This is a genomic window from Paenibacillus nanchangensis, assembly GCF_046543445.1.
GTDB classification, from domain to species: domain Bacteria; phylum Bacillota; class Bacilli; order Paenibacillales; family Paenibacillaceae; genus Paenibacillus_AQ; species Paenibacillus_AQ nanchangensis.
In genome coordinates this window covers 24,642-42,383 of sequence record NZ_JBHOFD010000006.1, presented here as the reverse complement: position 1 = coordinate 42,383, position 17,742 = coordinate 24,642, and the positions used below count along the sequence as shown (strand labels likewise).

General features: G+C 53.7%; 16 protein-coding genes and 1 tRNA gene. 2 read left to right on the top strand and 15 right to left on the bottom strand.

Annotation, left to right across the window (positions count from 1 at the left end):
* Positions 1-122: 122 nt before the first annotated feature.
* The 6 genes from eno to ACE6ED_RS05970 form a co-directional block, all read right to left on the bottom strand.
* The gene (gene eno, locus ACE6ED_RS05995) at positions 123-1,409 is read right to left on the bottom strand and encodes a phosphopyruvate hydratase (protein WP_410826192.1); all 1,287 of its coding nucleotides are present in this window, start codon (positions 1,407-1,409) and stop codon (positions 123-125) included.
* Positions 1,410-1,445: 36 nt separating this feature from the next.
* Entirely contained in the window at positions 1,446-2,990 is a 1,545-nt protein-coding gene (gpmI, locus tag ACE6ED_RS05990; protein ID WP_410826191.1) for a 2,3-bisphosphoglycerate-independent phosphoglycerate mutase, read from the bottom strand.
* A gap of 2 nt (positions 2,991-2,992) precedes the next feature.
* Positions 2,993-3,745: a triose-phosphate isomerase gene (gene tpiA / locus ACE6ED_RS05985; protein ID WP_410826190.1), complete on the bottom strand. Its 753-nt coding sequence runs from the start codon at positions 3,743-3,745 to the stop codon at positions 2,993-2,995.
* A gap of 25 nt (positions 3,746-3,770) precedes the next feature.
* On the bottom strand, positions 3,771-4,952 hold the full coding sequence (locus ACE6ED_RS05980) for a phosphoglycerate kinase (RefSeq protein ID WP_410826189.1): 1,182 nt from the start codon (positions 4,950-4,952) through the stop codon (positions 3,771-3,773).
* 140 nt (positions 4,953-5,092) lie between these two features.
* Positions 5,093-6,103 (bottom strand): type I glyceraldehyde-3-phosphate dehydrogenase, encoded by a 1,011-nt coding sequence (gene gap, locus ACE6ED_RS05975; RefSeq protein ID WP_410826188.1) that lies wholly within the window; start codon positions 6,101-6,103, stop codon positions 5,093-5,095.
* Positions 6,104-6,222: 119 nt separating this feature from the next.
* On the bottom strand, positions 6,223-7,275 hold the full coding sequence (locus tag ACE6ED_RS05970; RefSeq protein WP_410826187.1) for a sugar-binding transcriptional regulator: 1,053 nt from the start codon (positions 7,273-7,275) through the stop codon (positions 6,223-6,225).
* 342 nt (positions 7,276-7,617) lie between these two features.
* Between ACE6ED_RS05970 and ACE6ED_RS05965 the strand changes: the two genes are divergently transcribed.
* A tRNA-Arg gene (locus tag ACE6ED_RS05965) sits at positions 7,618-7,692 on the top strand.
* A 194-nt stretch (positions 7,693-7,886) separates the two neighbouring features.
* Positions 7,887-8,483 carry an ATP-dependent Clp endopeptidase proteolytic subunit ClpP gene (gene clpP, locus ACE6ED_RS05960; protein WP_410826186.1) on the top strand — a complete coding sequence of 199 codons (597 nt, stop codon included), beginning with the start codon at positions 7,887-7,889 and terminating at the stop codon, positions 8,481-8,483.
* 217 nt (positions 8,484-8,700) lie between these two features.
* Here clpP and ACE6ED_RS05955 read toward each other — a convergent pair whose 3' ends face one another.
* The 9 genes from ACE6ED_RS05955 to ACE6ED_RS05915 all read right to left on the bottom strand — a co-directional run bounded on the left by ACE6ED_RS05955 (position 8,701) and on the right by ACE6ED_RS05915 (position 17,740).
* A complete protein-coding gene (locus ACE6ED_RS05955) occupies positions 8,701-9,345 on the bottom strand; it encodes an SGNH/GDSL hydrolase family protein (RefSeq protein WP_410826185.1) in 645 nt (214 codons plus the stop codon).
* Positions 9,346-9,551: 206 nt separating this feature from the next.
* Complete coding sequence (locus ACE6ED_RS05950) at positions 9,552-10,661, bottom strand: PdaC/SigV domain-containing protein (RefSeq protein ID WP_410826184.1); 1,110 nt, start codon at positions 10,659-10,661, stop codon at positions 9,552-9,554.
* A 259-nt stretch (positions 10,662-10,920) separates the two neighbouring features.
* Positions 10,921-11,679 (bottom strand): SIMPL domain-containing protein, encoded by a 759-nt coding sequence (locus ACE6ED_RS05945; protein WP_410826183.1) that lies wholly within the window; start codon positions 11,677-11,679, stop codon positions 10,921-10,923.
* Between the two features lie 300 nt (positions 11,680-11,979).
* On the bottom strand, positions 11,980-12,249 hold the full coding sequence (locus tag ACE6ED_RS05940; protein ID WP_410826182.1) for an HPr family phosphocarrier protein: 270 nt from the start codon (positions 12,247-12,249) through the stop codon (positions 11,980-11,982).
* A 99-nt stretch (positions 12,250-12,348) separates the two neighbouring features.
* Positions 12,349-13,278 (bottom strand): DNA-binding protein WhiA, encoded by a 930-nt coding sequence (whiA, locus tag ACE6ED_RS05935; protein ID WP_410826181.1) that lies wholly within the window; start codon positions 13,276-13,278, stop codon positions 12,349-12,351.
* A 19-nt stretch (positions 13,279-13,297) separates the two neighbouring features.
* Complete coding sequence (locus ACE6ED_RS05930) at positions 13,298-14,245, bottom strand: gluconeogenesis factor YvcK family protein (protein ID WP_410826331.1); 948 nt, start codon at positions 14,243-14,245, stop codon at positions 13,298-13,300.
* Positions 14,246-14,300: 55 nt separating this feature from the next.
* On the bottom strand, positions 14,301-15,200 hold the full coding sequence (rapZ, locus tag ACE6ED_RS05925) for an RNase adapter RapZ (protein ID WP_410826180.1): 900 nt from the start codon (positions 15,198-15,200) through the stop codon (positions 14,301-14,303).
* A 44-nt stretch (positions 15,201-15,244) separates the two neighbouring features.
* Positions 15,245-16,195, bottom strand: coding sequence for an ROK family glucokinase (locus ACE6ED_RS05920; protein WP_410826179.1), 951 nt, complete (start codon positions 16,193-16,195; stop codon positions 15,245-15,247).
* A 270-nt stretch (positions 16,196-16,465) separates the two neighbouring features.
* On the bottom strand, positions 16,466-17,740 hold the full coding sequence (locus ACE6ED_RS05915) for a DUF438 domain-containing protein (RefSeq protein WP_410826178.1): 1,275 nt from the start codon (positions 17,738-17,740) through the stop codon (positions 16,466-16,468).
* Positions 17,741-17,742 lie beyond the last annotated feature (2 nt).

The following is a 17,742-nucleotide window of genomic DNA, read 5'->3' as shown; positions in this document are numbered from 1 at the left end:
AAGCTTTGGTTGTGCAGTAGGCATCGTTCTAAAGCGAAAAAAAGCCCCGCGTCCAGGACGCGGGGGCTTTTGTGCCTGCCTTGCGGCGGGCTTTATAACGCCTGATTCAGGATAAGCGCTGCTTATCTTTTCAGGTTGTAGAAGGATTTCAGGCCGTTGTATTGAGCCAGTTCGCCCAGTTCGTCCTCGATGCGGAGCAATTGGTTGTACTTGGCGATACGGTCTGTACGGGAAGGTGCGCCCGTTTTGATTTGGCCGGCGTTGGTTGCCACAGCGATGTCGGCGATAGTGCTGTCTTCGGATTCGCCGGAACGGTGAGAGACAACCGCAGTGTATCCTGCACGTTTTGCCATTTCGATCGCGTCAAAGGTTTCTGTCAGCGTACCGATTTGGTTTACTTTGATCAGGATGGAGTTACCGATGCCGTCTTCGATACCTTTAGCCAGACGTTCGGTGTTCGTTACGAACAGGTCGTCGCCAACCAGCTGGATTTTGTTACCCAGTTTCTCGGTGAGCAGCTTCCAGCCTTCCCAGTCGTCTTCGGAGCAGCCGTCTTCGATTGTGATGATCGGGTATTTGTCTACCCAGGAAGCCAGCAGGTCTACGAACTCAGCAGGGGTAAAGGATTTGCCTTCGCCTTCCAGGTGGTATTTGCCATCCTTGAAGAACTCGGTGGAAGCAACGTCCATACCCAGGAATACGTCAACGCCCGGTTTGTATCCGGCTTTTTCGATAGCTTCCATGATCGAGGACAATGCGTCTTCGTTGGAAGTGAAGTTCGGTGCGAAACCGCCTTCGTCGCCTACAGCCGTGTTCAGGCCTTTGGATTTCAGAACCGATTTCAGGTGGTGGAAGATTTCAGCGCCGGTACGCAGAGCTTCTTTGAAGCTAGGAGCGCCTACAGGCAGAACCATGAATTCTTGCACGTCCACGTTGTTGTCAGCATGCGCGCCGCCGTTTACGATGTTCATCATCGGAACCGGAAGCTGCTTTGCGTTGAATCCGCCAAGGTATACGTACAGCGGCACATCCAGAGCGGAAGCTGCAGCGCGGGCTACGGCCATGGATACAGCCAGGATGGCGTTAGCGCCCAGTTTGCCTTTGTTCGGTGTACCGTCCAGAGCGATCATCAGCTTGTCGATGCCCAGTTGATCCAGAGCGTCCATGCCGATCACTTCAGGAGCGATGATCTCGTTAACGTTCTTCACTGCGTTCAGAACGCCTTTGCCGAGGTAGCGGGACTTGTCGCCATCACGCAGCTCAACAGCTTCGTGCGCGCCAGTGGAAGCGCCGGAAGGAACGATAGCGCGGCCTTTTGCGCCGGACTCCAGATATACGTCTACTTCTACAGTCGGGTTACCGCGGGAGTCGAGGACTTCGCGTGCGTATACGTCGGAAATAATGGTCATGTAATTTAATCTCCTTTTTGTACGAATTTGATCTTTTTACTTACGGCTTGCGATCATCGATTGTCCGGTCATTTCCGGCGGCTGCGGCAGACCCATCAGGTCAAGCAGCGTCGGAGCGACGTCGGCCAGAATGCCGTGATCCCGGAGAACAACGTTTTCGTCCGTCAGGATAAACGGAACCGGGTTTGTCGTATGCGCAGTAAACGGACGGCCTTCTTCATCAAACACCATATCCGCGTTGCCGTGGTCAGCGATAATGATGGCTACGCCACCTTTTGCTTTGACGGCATCAACTACTTTGCCTACGCATTCATCGGTTACTTCAACCGCTTTGATTGTTGGCTCCAGCATGCCGGAGTGTCCAACCATGTCCGGATTTGCGAAGTTCAGGATAATCGCGTCATGCTTGTCGGCCTCAATTTCGGCCACACAAGCTGCGGCTACCTCATAAGCGCTCATCTCAGGCTTCATGTCATAAGTTGCGACCTTCGGCGAATTGATGAGAATCCGGGTTTCTCCAGGCAGCTCCACATCGCGGCCGCCGCTGAAGAAAAAAGTTACGTGAGGATATTTTTCGGTCTCGGCAATACGCAGCTGTTTCTTGTTCTGTTGAACAAGCACTTCACCAAACGTGTTGTCCAGGTTCTTCGGTTTATAGGCGACAAAGCCTTCCACCGTCTCGCTGAACAGCGTCAGGCAGACAAAATGCAGGTTCTGCGGGAACAGCGGGCCCCGGTCGAAGCCGCGGAAATCCTCGTTCGTGAACACCTGGGACAGCTGAATGGCGCGGTCCGGCCGGAAGTTCAGGAACACGACGGAATCGCCGCTCTCTACCGTAGCGGTAGGCTTGCCTTGCGCATCAACGATGACACAAGGTTCCACGAACTCGTCATATACGGAGTTCTGGTACGATGCGGTGATGGCTTCCAGCGCACTCGTGAATTTCGGGCCTTCGCCGTAAACCATTGCGCGGTAAGCTTTCTCCACCCGGTCCCAACGCTTGTCGCGGTCCATCGCGAAGTAACGGCCGGAAACGGTGGCGATTTGTCCTACGCCAATTTCCTCGATCTTCGCTACGAGCGACTGCACGAACTTCTGTCCGCTATCCGGCGGCACGTCGCGGCCGTCCATAAAGGCATGGATGAACACGTCGTTCATGCCTTCCTTTTTGGCCAGGTCCAGCATAGCGAACAAGTGATTGATATGGCTGTGCACGCCGCCGTCGGAGACAAGCGCGTACAAATGCAGTTTTTTGCCGGACGTTTTGGCGGTTCTGACTGCCTCTACCAGCGTCTCATTGTCATAAAACTCCCCATCACGGATCGACTTGTCGATGCGGGTAAGGTCCTGATACACGATACGTCCGGCGCCGATGTTCAGATGGCCAACTTCGGAGTTGCCCATCTGTCCTTCAGGAAGCCCGACCGCTTCGCCGCAAGCGGTAAGCGTTGTATTCGGGTATTGTTTCAAATAACGGTCGTAATTCGGCTTGTTGGCTTGCGCAACCGCGTTACCTTCCGCCGTATTCCGGAGGCCGAACCCGTCCATAATGATCAAAGCTACAGGTCTTGGTGCGGACATCCTTACTTCGCCCCCTCAACCAACTGCACGAAGGAAGCGGGCTGCAGGCTTGCGCCGCCGACCAGAGCGCCGTCGATGTCGCTTTGGCCCATGTATTCGGTCACGTTCTCCGGCTTCACGCTGCCGCCGTACTGAATGCGGATTGCGTCAGCCGTAGCTTGATCGTACAGATCGGCCACCAGGCTGCGGATATAAGCGATTACTTCATTTGCATCCTGAGCCGTGGAGGATTTGCCAGTTCCAATAGCCCAGATCGGCTCGTAAGCGATAACCGTCTTGGCAGCCTGCTCTGCGCTCAGTCCTTGGAACGCGCCTTCGGTCTGCACCTTGCACACGTCTTTGGTTTGTCCTGCTTCGCGTTCTTCCAGCTTCTCGCCTACGCAGACGATCGGCGTGATGCCGTGGCGGAAAGCAGCGTGCATTTTTTTGTTAACGATCTCGTCGGTTTCCCCGAAATACGCGCGGCGTTCGGAGTGTCCGATGATTACGTATTCTACGCCAAGGTCTTTCAGCATAACGCCGCTGATTTCCCCGGTGAAAGCGCCATTGTCCTCAAAGTGCAGGTTCTGTGCGCCAATCTTGATGTTAGTGCCTTTGGCTGCGGCAAGCAGCGCAGGCAGGTTCGTGAACGGCGCACAGATTACGGTCTCTACGCCTTCCACTTCGGCTTTGCCTTTTACTTCGCTAATAAAGCTCTCGGCCTCCGGAACGGTTTTGAACATTTTCCAGTTACCGGCGATAATCGGTGTTCTCATAGCCAAGGTAGCCTCCCTCTTCGTCTTACTTGTCGTTCAGTGCCACTACGCCAGGAAGCGCCTTGCCTTCCATGAACTCGAGCGACGCGCCGCCGCCGGTGGAGATGTGATCCATTTGGTCAGCCAGATGGAATTTCTCAGCTGCAGCCGCGGAGTCTCCGCCGCCGATAATGGTGTAGCCTTGCGTTTCGGCGCAGGCTTTGGCAACAGCAATGGTGCCTTCGGCAAAGATGTCGATTTCGAATACGCCCATCGGTCCGTTCCACACAACCAGCTTCGAGTTCTTGATGACGTCAGCATACATTTCACGGGTTTTTGGTCCGATATCAAGACCTTCCCAGTCTGCAGGAATATCCGTTACGTCTACAACTTTAGTGTTTGCATCAGCGCCGAATTTGTCGGCAACCACTACGTCAACAGGCAGAAGGAAGTTTTTGCCAAGCTTCTTCGCTTTTTCGATGAAGCCAAGCGCCACGTCGATCTTCTCGTCGTCAACAAGCGACTTGCCGATTTCATTTCCTTGCGCTTTGGCAAACGTATAGGACAGACCGCCGCCGATCAGCACGTTGTCGGCCAGATTCAGCAGGTTGTCGATTACGTCGATTTTGTCTTTAACCTTAGAGCCGCCGATAATGGCGGTAAAAGGACGCTCCGGATTGGACAGCGCTTTGCCAAGAACCGACAGTTCTTTCTCCATCAGCAGGCCGGATACGGCCGGCAGGTGGTGCGCGATACCTTCTGTCGAAGCATGGGCACGGTGAGCGGCGCCAAATGCGTCATTTACAAACAGATCGGCCAGCTCAGCGAACTGCTTTGCCAGTTCCGGATCGTTTTTCTCTTCGCCCGGATAGAAACGGACGTTCTCAAGAACAAGCACATCGCCGTTGTTCAGCTCGGCGATCTTGGCTTTTACTGCATCGCCAACCGCCTCGTCGGCTTTTGCTACCGGTTTGCCCAGCAGCTCGGACAGACGATCCGCAGCCGGAGTCAAACGCATGGAATCAACGAATTGACCTTTCGGACGGCCCAGGTGGCTCGCCAGAATGATTTTTGCGCCATTTTCGATCAGGTATTTGATGGTCGGCAGCGTTTCACGGATCCGGGTATCGTCGGTGATTTTGCCGTCTTCCAGCGGTACGTTAAAATCAACGCGTACAAAGACGCGTTTGCCTGTTACTTCCACATCACGGACACTTTTTTTGTTCATGTGCAATTCCTCCACCCAAATAAGTTCTTAGTCGGAACAGATCGTACACTTGCCGGCAAAGACCGGCCGCAATTCGTAAAAGAGCGGAAACAAGTGGGATGCTGTTTCCGCTCTATGGATGGTCTTATAAAGAACCGGAATTACTTAGCCAGTTTGGCGAAGTGCTCCAGCGTGCGCACGAGTTGTGCCGTGTAGGACATTTCGTTGTCATACCATGCAACAGTCTTAACGAGCTGTTTGTCGCCAACCGTCATAACTTTTGTTTGGGTAGCGTCGAACAGGGAGCCGTAAGTCATGCCGATGATGTCGGAGGATACGATTTCGTCCTCAGTGTAGCCGTAAGTTTCCGGATCGGAAGCTTCTTTCATAGCTGCATTGATTTCATCAACCGTTACGGTTTTGTTCAGAACTGTTACCAGCTCAGTCAGGGAGCCTGTCGGTACCGGTACGCGCTGAGCGGCACCGTCGAGTTTGCCTTTCAGTTCCGGAATAACCAGACCGATTGCTTTGGCTGCGCCAGTTGTGTTCGGAACGATGTTCGCTGCAGCTGCGCGGGCACGGCGGAAGTCACCTTTCGCATGCGGAGCATCCAGCGTGTTTTGGTCGCCAGTGTAAGCGTGGATCGTAGTCATCAGGCCTTCTACAACACCGAACTTGTCGTTCAGAACTTTAGCCATAGGAGCCAGGCAGTTCGTTGTGCAGGATGCGCCGGAGATTACTGTTTCGCTGCCGTCCAGAATGTCATGGTTTACGTTGTAAACAACAGTTTTCATGTCGCCTGTAGCCGGAGCGGAGATTACAACCTTCTTAGCGCCGCCTTTCAGGTGAAGCTCGGCTTTTTCTTTAGTTGTGAAGAAGCCTGTGCACTCCAGAACGATGTCAACGCCGAGGTCGCCCCAAGGCAGCTCTTCAGGGTTACGGTTAGCCATAACCTTTACTTCTTTGCCGTTTACTTTGAAGAAGCCGTCGTGAACTTCCACATCGCCATCGAATCTTCCTTGCGTTGTATCATATTTCAACAGATGAGCCAGCATTTTGGCATCGGTCAGGTCATTGATCGCTACTACTTCGATACCTTCGACGTTTTGAATACGGCGGAAAGCAAGGCGTCCGATACGTCCAAAACCGTTAATACCTACTTTTACTGTCATTGAAAAGTTCCTCCTAAATTTCATTTTATTTATTCAAGACAGGCCGTGAAGCCCGTCAAGACAACGAATTAAGTATGATGCAGGTGCCGCTTAACTAAACAGTATAACTTGAGTAAGGGCTATAAGGCGATTTGTGCTTCCTCGTCGATTCGTTTGCCGATTTCCACGGCAGCCGCTTCGTCCGTTACAAGAATATTCTCCTGCCCGAACCGCAGCATTGCATGAATCGCTTTGGCCTTGCGTTTGCCGCCCGCGATGCCGATTACGACTTCCGTCCGGAGAATATCCTCCAGCCGCAGCCCCATGGTGAGCATCGTATGGACTACTTGACCCTGCTCGTCAAAATAATACCCGAACGATTCGGCCAGCGCCCCTTCGCCTTGAATCTCGGCAACCGTGGCCGCATCCAGCTTCCGGCGGCGCGTCATCTCGATGGCGTCTCCGATGCCATGGACGATGATCCGCGAAGAACGGATAATCTGGACAACTTCCTGAATGTTGGGGTCCTGTGCAAGCGACTGGTACGCGTCCTCGCCAAGCAGGTCGGGAACGTGCAACAGCCGGTAATTCGCGCCTACCCGCTTCGCCATGGTGGACGCGATCGTGTTGGCCTGGATTTCAACGCTTTCTCCGAGGCCTCCGCGCGCCGGTACAAACCAGGCGTTGTTGTAGGACACGGACAGCGGCGCCGACAGCTGGTCGGCCATCTCCGCCAAGGTAGTGCCGCCGGTAACAGCGACCGTATCGTCCGAACGCAGTACGCTGAGCAGTGCTCTGGCGCCCGCGCGTCCAAGCTCGCGTTTGGCGAACGGGGACGATTCACAATCGCCGGGTACAATGATTACCTTCTGCAGACCGTAAGTCACCCGAATCTTCTCCTCCAGGTCGTCCAGACCGAAAAGGCTTTTCGCGACGGGTTCGAGCATATCCAATAGTCTGCGTCCCGCGTCACTGATTCTCATGCCGACGTTCTCGATCTCGATCAGCCCCTGCGATTTCAAAAGATCGGTTTCGGCGCGCAGCACCCGCTCGGTCATATCCAGCGATGCGGCGAGCGTCCTGCGTCCGATAATGTCGGACAGCATGATCTGGTGAAGTATCGTGTACCGTCTCTTTAGGGTTTCCATGAGATCAGGCAGAAGCTGCTTTTGTATTTCCAATAAATTGCGCATGCTTTCACTCCTGCAACTTCGTCTTTCTCTACTCCTTCTCCATGGTCTTAAAACGTCCCGGGTTAACTTTTTAAGTCCCACTCATATTCTAACCAAATTCCTCCTTGGATGCAAGTCTCCGAAAGTAGAATTGACATCCGCCTACCTTCTTATGCACTTCAGGGTCTTTGCAGTGCTTTAACCTCTATCCCGGAGGCGCATTAAATAGGTGGGATCCATTGGCGTCCCGCTCTCCTATTAACCATAGAAAATGACACAGCCCTTCGCTGCGCCCGCAGCTTACCGGCAATATTGAAATGATGCTTGCTTTTCCGGCAAACGTGCGTTATAATAACTTTTGTTGCGCCCGTGGTCCAATGGATATGACGCAGGCCTCCGAAGCCTGAGATCGAGGTTCAATTCCTCGCGGGCGCGCCATATTTTGTAACTAAGGCTTGTTTTTTACAGCCTCTATAGTATTGTTTAACCAAAGTGCCGGTGATCGGCTCTTTTTTTTGCGATAAGTTTGACTTTCTTTGACTTTTTGTTTGATATTGTTTATCATGTGGTTAATACGGTAACAGTATTGAAGTACCAAGCGACAGCACCCTATATTTAAGGAGGTTTTCCACGTGAGTTACATTCCAATGGTCGTCGAACAGAGCAACCGTGGTGAGCGTGCATACGACATCTACTCCCGGCTGCTGAAAGACCGCATCATTTTCCTCGGAACGGAGGTTAATGACGTGGTAGCCAATTCCATCATTGCCCAAATGCTGTTCCTGACCGCCGAGGATCCGGAAAAGGACATTCATCTCTATATAAACAGCCCTGGCGGCTCGATTACTGCAGGCATGGCCATTTTCGACACCATGCAGTACATCAAGCCGGATGTCAGCACCATCTGTGTCGGTCTGGCCGCATCGATGGGCGCGTTCCTGCTGAACGCAGGCGCCAAAGGCAAACGCTACGCGCTGCCGAACAGTGAAATCATGATTCACCAGCCGCTGGGCGGCGCTCAGGGACAAGCGACGGACATCGAGATCCGCGCCCGCCGGATCCTGAAGCTGCGCGACAAGCTGAACCGCATCCTGGCTGAACGGACTGGACAGCCGCTGGAACGGATCGAGAAAGACACCGACCGCGACTACTTCATGAGCGCTGCCGATGCAGCCGAATATGGCATCATCGACCGCGTGATCGAAAAGACGCTGCCGAGCGGCGTGTAAGTCCTGCGCCAAGCACAAATTAATCCAAATACAGACAGATACCCCTCACGGGCACATCCACATGTGGTGCCCAGTGAAGGGGTATCTTTTTTTTGATGTCAAGTTTGGGGATTACGATCTAGAGCAAAGAGTGGCTTTCCTAAAAAACGAAATTTAAAACCTCTGTTTTATTAGGTGTTCGCAAAACAAAAAAAGATGACACCTGTGTAAACAGGTATCATCTCCTGGATGGCGTCCCCCATCCCAAAACTCCGTACCCAAGCGCGTCCAGCCGGTCTGCGATCACCCGGTACCCTTCACGGTTTGGGTGTACTCCGTCCAAGGACAACAGCCTCCGTCCGTAACGGGCGAATGGGTCATAAATGTCCGCAAAGCTGAAGATCCCGTTCGACAGTCCTGCGGCATAACGGTTGTAACGCCGCACCCAGACCGCCGCTTCCTCCCACTGCGGGTAAGGGTTATACAGTCCGACCATACGGATAATATAGGGTTCCCCCGTCTGTGCCTTCAGCCTGTACAGATCGTTCAGAACACTAGCGCAGTTCCGCTTGCACGCCTCCAGCGTCCGCTCCATTTCTCTCGCAGCAGCTCTTCTGCGGGCCGCACGGATCAAATCGTTCCCGCCGATGCTGACCGTAATCAGCTGCGCTCCCCGCAGCGAACGCCGAAACAGGGGATCGCGCGATACTTTGTCTGCAAGCTCCGCCGAGTCCAATCCGTTGATCCCCAGGTTCACCGCGGCCACTCCCGTGTGCAGCCGGCTTTCGGCCGCTCTGCGGTACAGCGGAACGAATCCGCCGCCGGCCAGCGTACCGAAGCCTGTTGTCAGGGAGTCGCCGATTGCGCAGTACCGGTACGTCATTCCTCCGCGCCTCCTTCTCTACCGTTTTTTCACTTACTTCACGGTATGAGGATCGAAACGCATGCGGCACGGCGGAAACCTTCCTCTATTCGTCTAACTGCTTCTATTCATCTAACTGCTTCTATTCAACTAACTTGCTTTTTTTCGTCTAACTGCTTCTATTATCTACCTTGCTTCTTACGTCCAACTTGCCTCAATCCATCCCCTTACTTCAGCTTCGCGAACGGGCTGCTTCCATCGGGGAGCAGCTCTTTAAAAGTAAAGTCGAATTCAGGGAATCCTGCAGCATAAGGCGTATAATCATACAATTGGAAGAAGACCACCGCTTTGCCGTCTTTCAAGTAATATGACTTCTCTGTGGTAAGCCCATTGAAGCCGCCCAAGTAACCCCAGTCGCCAGTCTTCAGCTCCTTGGCGATCGCCGCATTCAGCTGTTTCTTGTAATTCTTGTTGCCGCCGAACAGATCGCCGAGCAGCAGCTGCTTGCCGTCCTTGAGCGAAAAGTTGAAGGCATCCCGGTACGTCATCCCATGAGCGCCGCCCATATCAATGTAATGGTTCACAATCAGACTCAGCACGCCGTCCTGATTGTAGGTAACCAAATAGCCGTTTTCGTACAGGTATTGGCGATCCTCAGCCGACCGCTTCGACAGGTCCTCACGGATGCCTTTCAGCGAAGAAGTCATCGTGTTTTTAAGCACGGCATTGATCTTGTTCTGCGCAGCGGCATTGGATAAACCGCTGATCTGCGGGTAATCCAGCTTAATCGAAGCCGCGGCACTCTCATCGTTATAACTTACGGTAGTGACGGAAAGCTTGTTCTGCGGTTTAACCACCACGTTCAGACTGCCTGTAGAAGCACTCCAATCCCCTTTATAGCCAAGGTAATCGGTCAGCACCTCGAGAGGCAGATACAGCCGGTTGTCGACCATTTTGCCGTCATAGCCCGGCAGATAGACGTTGTTGACCGAGACGGAGATTCCATAGGACATGTCGGTTACCTTCACCTTGGACGAACCGCTGCCGATGAGATAAGCTTTTTCTTTTTTGTCGTAGCTGACCGGCTTTTTCAGCGAATCCCGGATAAACGCTACCGGAACCCAAACCCGCCCTTCACGATAAAGTCCTGTATGGGCGGACACGGCTCCGTTTGCTTTTAAGACCGCTTTGGCGCTTGCGCCGCTCTGAACCTTCGTTTTCGCCGCAGCTGCTGAAGTCTCACCGGCCGGAAGCACTCCTCCGCCCAGTAGAAGTCCTGCCGCCAGCAGACCCGCTCCCCATTTACCCGCCTGACGTTTCCACTCCGTTTTATTCATTATCCCATCCTCCTGTCTGATTGCTCCCTGTGTAATAGGCTGCTGTTTCTCTCAACGCATTCTATTATATAAAACCGGGAGTAACGCTTTGTTACAACAACCTTTACAGTTTCTTAGGCTTTGCCCAATGGATATGTCACTCTTTTAAACAAGTTGTAACGGCATGGAACATTTTTCCTTATTGTTCAACAAAAACAAAATAGAGCGGAACCCGTTCAAAACCGGGAAGCCGCTCCACTGAACTGCAGCAAAATGCCGCTTATTTCATTTCATACATTACACTTAGCTGGGCCGTAACTTTGACTTCACCCGTCTCAATTGCTGTACCAGCTGCGCTGTCGGCCGTAGACTTCAACATGTTCGCCTGCTCATAAAACACCGGGACCGATCCGCTTTCATTCTGCGCAATGTTGATCACTGCACCTACGCTGCGTTTGGCCGCTTTGGCAATGGCCGCCGCCTTGGCGTCCGCGCTAGCCATCGCCTTGTCAATGGCTTGGGATTCAAATGCCGTCGGATCCTCTACCGAAAACCGGGCATTGCCTACATTGTTTGCTCCAGCGTCCGCCGCCGCGTCAAGCAGCGCGCCCACTTTATTCATATCCCGGTAAGCCACCTCAAGCGTATGATTGGCGATATAGCCTTTTACCTGCTGTCCGTCCTTTTCAGTGTAGGTATAGTTAGGCTGTACATAGAACTGGCCGGTCTGGATATCTTTGTCCGCAATGCCCCACGTTCCTTTAAGGAGTGTGGTCAGCTTCTGGATTTTGGCCGCGTTCTGCTTCTGCGCTTCTTTAGCCGTTTCCGCATTGCTGGTTACCCCGATCGACAGATAAACGATATCCGGCTTGATGGATACCTCGCCTTTGCCTACCACGCTAATGGTGTTGCGCAGCGTGTCCTCGGCCGCGTAAGCTTTGCTCGGGCCCTGTACGCCGCCGCTGAGTGAAAGCCCGCCCATCACCAAGCTGCCTGCCACCAGTACCATCCCTACCGATTTTGCCCATTGTTTCATCATTTCCATCCCCCTTCATTTGATGTTTCCTTAGTTACCCTCTAGACGGAAAGGTTTTCAAAAGGTTGCATGGCACCAGCCGGATTTCAAGATTTTTTGGCCGAGTTTTCCTCCTGGACCTCCGCGTCTTACTTGCGTGCCCTTTCTTGCTTGTCCCGGCCTCTTTAGGATGGCACAAAATAACGGGGATGAATCCAAGCAACGCCAAAAAACCCCGCTTCACCCGCGGGGTTCCATTACCGTTCTTATTTAAAAAAGCCCGTTAAGGGCTTTTGGCAATACGGCAGACTAGGGCCGTGCAATTTACTGGTTCTCCAGTTCTTCCTTGCTTACAAGGTTGGTCAAAGCGGTTACAGCCTGCTCGGCATCGGCGCCGTCCGCGCTAATGTGGATCTCCGTTCCCGAGCTGATCGCCAGACTCATAATCCCCATGATGCTCTTCGCGTTTACTTTTTTATCGTCTTTTTCCACAAAGATTTCCGACGAAAACTTGTTGGCCTCCTGCACAAACAGTGCTGCCGGCCGAGCGTGAAGCCCCGTCTTCAACCGTACGACTACCGGGTGCTTTGTCATGAAACGCTTACCCCCTAATTAAGATCTGCCCTAAAATTACACAATAAATTTTATCATATTATATCATTATAACCGAATCCGCACTAGAAAAAAAATATTTCAGCCGTTTCGGACCTTCTCCGCCAGCTCATCGATTTTGCGCAGCCGATGGTTGACGCCCGATTTGCTGACCGTACCTTTGAGCATCTCGCCGACTTCCTTCAGGTTAATGTCGGGATGGGCAAGCCGGATTTCGGCGACCTCTCTCAGCTTCTCCGGCAGGTTCTCAAGGCCTACTTCCTTCTCCAGCAGCTTGATATTCTCGATCTGCCGCACCGCGGCTCCAATCGTCTTGTTCAGATTCGCCGTCTCGCAGTTGACGATCCGGTTGACGGAATTCCGCATGTCGCGCATAATCCGCACGTCTTCAAATTTGAACAAAGCCTGATGCGCCCCGATGAGATTCAGGAATTCAATGATTTTTTCCCCTTCCTTGAGGTAGAGGATAAACCCTTTTTTCCGTTCGATACAGCGGGCGTTCAAATGGAACTCGCCGGCCAAATCGACCAGTGCCTTACAGTGCTCTTCATACATCGACGCAATCTCCAGGTGATAGGAAGACCCTTCCGGGTTGTTAACCGACCCGCCCGCCATAAAAGCGCCGCGCAGATACGCGCGTTTACAGCAGTTCTTGCGGACAATGCTTTCATCAATACCATCGGTAAAAACGAAACCTTCGGAGACGATTTTCAGGTCGTTCAGAATTTCCTGCACACGGGCGGGAATCCGGACGATATAGACGTTATTTTTCTTCAAACGCATTTTTTTACGCACGAGAAGCTCGGTATGGACCTGGTAATATTTCTTTAATAAAGAATATACCCGCCTTGCAATCGCGGCATTCTCCGTCGAAATGTCCAAAACCACCTTTTTATTGGAAAGCTGCACGGAACCGTTCATCCGGATCAATGCCGATAACTCCGCTTTCTCGCAGCAAGGCTGGCTTTCGACCATCGTCAGTTCTTTTTTGGTCAAGGCCGCAAAAGACAAGGTTCTCACCTCTTTCGTGTTATTCCCGGGGCTTTCTCGAGATCCAGTCCTGCACCAGCTGGTAAATATGCCCGCTGAGCTTCTGGGTATCATGTCTTAAATATGTCCGGAACAGCACCAACTTATCGGCGATAACTTTGTACCGGTTGCCTTCCAGGGCGTCCCAGTCCAGCTGGACGGGGCGAGCGCCTTTCTCGGCGTATTTGTCCTGCACCTGCGGCGGAATTTCGCCGTCGTTCACGATCACGTAATCGAACAGATGCAGACCGATATGGTCATAAACCGCCTGAAGATGGTCGCTGACCGTATAATTGTCCGTTTCTCCCGGCTGAGTCATTACATTGCAGATAAAAATCTTGATCGCCTCGGACTGCACCACCGCCTCGGCCAGCTTGGGCACCAGCAGATTCGGCAGGATGCTCGTATACAGGCTGCCCGGCCCAAGCAGAATCGCGTCCGCTTCCCGGATGGCCTCCAGCGCCTCCGGCAGCGGCTCCACATCCGGCGGGTCAAGCGACACCCGCTTGATTACGCCCATCGCCTCCGGAATACGCGATTCGCCGGTGATGGTGCTACCGTCGGCCATTTCCGCCCGCAGCACCACCGCTTCGCCGGCGGCCGGCAGTACCCGGCCCCGAACGGCAAACAAGCGGCTCAACTCCCGGACACCGGTTACAAAATCGCCGGAGATATCCGTAAGTGCAGCCAAAATGAGATTGCCCAGGCTGTGCCCCGCAAGGCCTTCGCCGCTGCTGAACCGGTATTTCATAATCTCGGCCATAAGCGGCTCCACATTGGCCATCGCCGTCAGCACGTTGCGGATATCCCCGGGAGGCGGCATCTGCAGCTCGCTGCGCAGAATGCCCGAGCTGCCGCCGTCATCGGCAACCGTAACGATTGCCGTAATGTCCAGCGGCTTCTCCTTAAGCCCCCGGAGCATCACCGACAAGCCCGTTCCGCCGCCCATCACTACGATACGCGGCCGCTTCGTTTCTTGTTCCGCCACTGGCTCCCCTTCTCTCTTAGTGCCGATCCCGATCGGAATCCCGATGGCTGACCGTTACCGTCTCTGTCTCACTGGCTCCCAACATCTTGCCCAGATATTCCGCAATCGCCACCGAACGATGCTTGCCGCCGGTACAGCCGATCCCGATAATAATCTGCGCTTTGCCCTCTTTGCGGTACTGCGGAATCAGGAAGTGCAGCATATCCAGCAGCTTGGTCAAAAAGGTCTGCGTCTCGGGCCATTTCATTACGTATTCGTATACGTCGCTATCCTGTCCCGTATTGGGCCGCAGATGATCCACATAGTGAGGATTAGGCAGGAACCGCACGTCAAAAATGAGGTCCGCATCAATCGGAATGCCGTATTTGAAACCAAAAGAGGTAATGTTGACCGACAGCGCGCTTTTGCCCAGATGGGAAAACCGGGAGACGATCTTCTCCTTGAGCTGGGCCGGCTTCATGGTGCTCGTATCAATTACCTGAGTGGCCGAATTCTTCAGCTCCTCCAGCATCTTCCGCTCCAGCCGGATGCCGTCGAGCGGCATGCCTTTGGGCGCCAGCGGATGGCGCCGCCGGCTCTCCTTGTACCGCTGGACAAGCACGGAATCCGTTGCATCTAGGAACAAAATCTCACAGCCGATGGTGAAATGATCCTTAATAAAGTTAAGCGATTCCGACAGGGCGGTGAAAAACTCCCGGCCCCGCAGGTCGATGACCAGCGCAACCTTGGCGATTTTGCCCTTGGACTGCTCGATCAGTTCGGCGAATTTGGGAATGAGTACAGGCGGCAGGTTGTCGACGCAGAAAAACCCGAGGTCTTCCAGGCTCTGTACCGCTATCGTCTTGCCTGCTCCCGACATCCCCGTGATAATAATCAAAGTGGCGACACCGGCCGGAGTATTCTCCGTCTCAAGCATAAGCTTTTCCTCCCCCGGTTATAGTATATCTTGACTTAACTCTTCTAAGAACGAAGCAGCAGGCCTGCGGCGCCGATGATGCCGGCGTCGTTGCCCAGCTTGGCGGGAATGATCGACACGCCCGTCTGGAGCGGCTCAGGCGTCAGCTTCTCGTAAACACGCTGAACTTCGTCGAACAAAATTGCGCCGGCTTTGGATACGCCGCCGCCGACGATAAACAGCTCGGGATTCAGCACCGCGGCTACGGATGCCATCGACTTGCCCAGGTAGAAAGCGGCGCGCTTCACGATCCGTACTGCCACTTCGTCCCCTTCTTTGGCCGCGTCAAAAACTTCCTTGGCGGCGATTTTCTCGACATGGGCCAGCGAAGTGCGGTCCCCGCGCTCTACCGCGTCTTTAGCCATGCGGATGATGCCCGTTGCGGAAGAAACGGTCTCAAGGCAGCCCATTTTGCCGCAGCCGCACTGGATGGCTTCCAGATCCGGCACAACAGAAATATGACCCAGCTCGCCAGCCAAACCGGAGAAGCCTTGATAAATCCGCCCATTGATAATGATGCCGCCGCCAACGCCGGTTCCCAGCGTGTAGCATACACAGTTATCCACGCCTTGCCCCGCACCGCTCCAGGCTTCCCCCAGCGCCGCGACGTTAGCGTCGTTGTCTATTTTGACGGGCTTGTTCAGTCGGCTCTCCAAAATGGCGCGGATCGGCACATCGCGGAAACCGATGTTCGGCGCGAGAATGATAATGCCCTCGCGGATGTTGGTAAATCCGGCCACCCCGGCACCCACTCCGGCCAACTGGTCCCAGGAATAAGGGGAGTCCTCGACAATCTGGCGCACATACTTCTCGATATTATTGATAACGGCGTCGGTCCCTTTGTCTGTCTCCGTAGGTCCCTCGTACGTATGCAGCAGCTGCCCTTCGGCGCTGCAGATGCCCACCTTGATTGCGGTTCCGCCCAAATCCACGCCAACGTAGATATTCTCAGACATGTAAACAAGCCACCTTTTTCTTAGCAAAATGATAATCCTACGTTCCCACTATAATGGAAGCCCTGCCTGCGGTCAAGGAAAGGCGACACACCCGGCTCGTTTTGGGCAACCGTTTTCCCAATTTATGCGTTTGTCTACAAAAAAACTCCCGCCGCAGGCGGAATTCGCCTTTCGGAGGGAGCATCAAAACAAACTGGATGCCGCGGTCAAGGGGCTCACGGACAGCCTTCTTTTTCCTCTATATCAATCCTATGAATTCGGGGGAAACGGCTACTCGGACAAAATACGTTTCTGTCCCTCCAACGCACGGATCGGCGCTATGTTCTGAGTAAATTCCAGCGTCCCGCGGTACACGCCCTGCTCATCTCGAATGGCAAAATAGCGAATGTACACAAATTTGTCCTTAAACTGAATCCAGAAATCCTCCACGTCTTTGCGTCCGGCTTTGAAGTCTTCAAGCAGCTTCTCGACGACATGCACGCTTTGCGGCGGATGGCAGTTCTGTACCGTGCGTCCAATGACCGCCTTGGTCCGGGCAAAAATCCGCTCTTTGCCGTGGGAGAAATACCGCACGACATCGTTTTCGTCAATGTAGGTCAGGTCCACCGGAAGATGGTTCATGATCAGCTCAAGCTGGTCTACGGAGACAACCCCCGTCTCGAAGCGGACATAACCTTGAGGCGTGGAGGCGCTTGCCAAAGCCCCGGCTTCATTTTCCGTATCAGCTTCTGTTCCCGGCAACGGCGCCCGCTGCGGCACCCATTCCCGTTCGGGAGCGGTCAGGCAGTAGCCGATTTCGGCGCTTTCGGCAGCGATTTTCAGCCACTCATCTTCGGTCAGTTTGTCGAGGGCCATCGGCAGCAGTATATTTTCCTCTTTAAAAATCATTTCATTGACCTCAGTAATCACCTGGCGCAGCGCCTCGCCCACGGCCTGTTTGTCACCGCTGTAGTTGGTCAGCAGCGCTTTCGCATCCTTCACCATCGCCCGGATTCCGTCATCCACGCCCCACATTACTTTGGTTGGCCCGTAGATTCCATATTTCTCCAGATAGGGGAACAGCAGATTTTCTTTGCGGCTGTAGTGCTTGTCGAGGTCCATCAGCAGGCTTAAATCCTCCAGCAGCTTAAAACGCAGTTCATCCGTATCCTCGCGCTGAAATTTTTCATGATGCAGCTCCAGGCGGAAATTGACTAGCCGTTCGATCTCCCTGTTCTCCAGCTTAAACGTATGCACAGGGTGGCCCGCCTGCTCTTCCGGCTTCGACGGACGGTGAATTTCCTCAATCGATCCCTTAAAAATCGCCGTATGCACAGAGCACAGCCGCTGCACCTCCGACACCGGGATGCCCTCCTCCGTCATCAGTGCATGCTCCATTGCCGAGATTTCCGCCACCGTCACATCGCCCACCGCTTCGGCGAACCGCGCCTTCACTTCCTCGACGCTTTTGCCGGCATGCAGTTCCTTGATGATTTCTTTCAGCATCCGCTGCCGTTCGCTTTGGTTCGGCGCTTCAGTCTCCCGGTTGTTGATCAGTTCGCTCATGG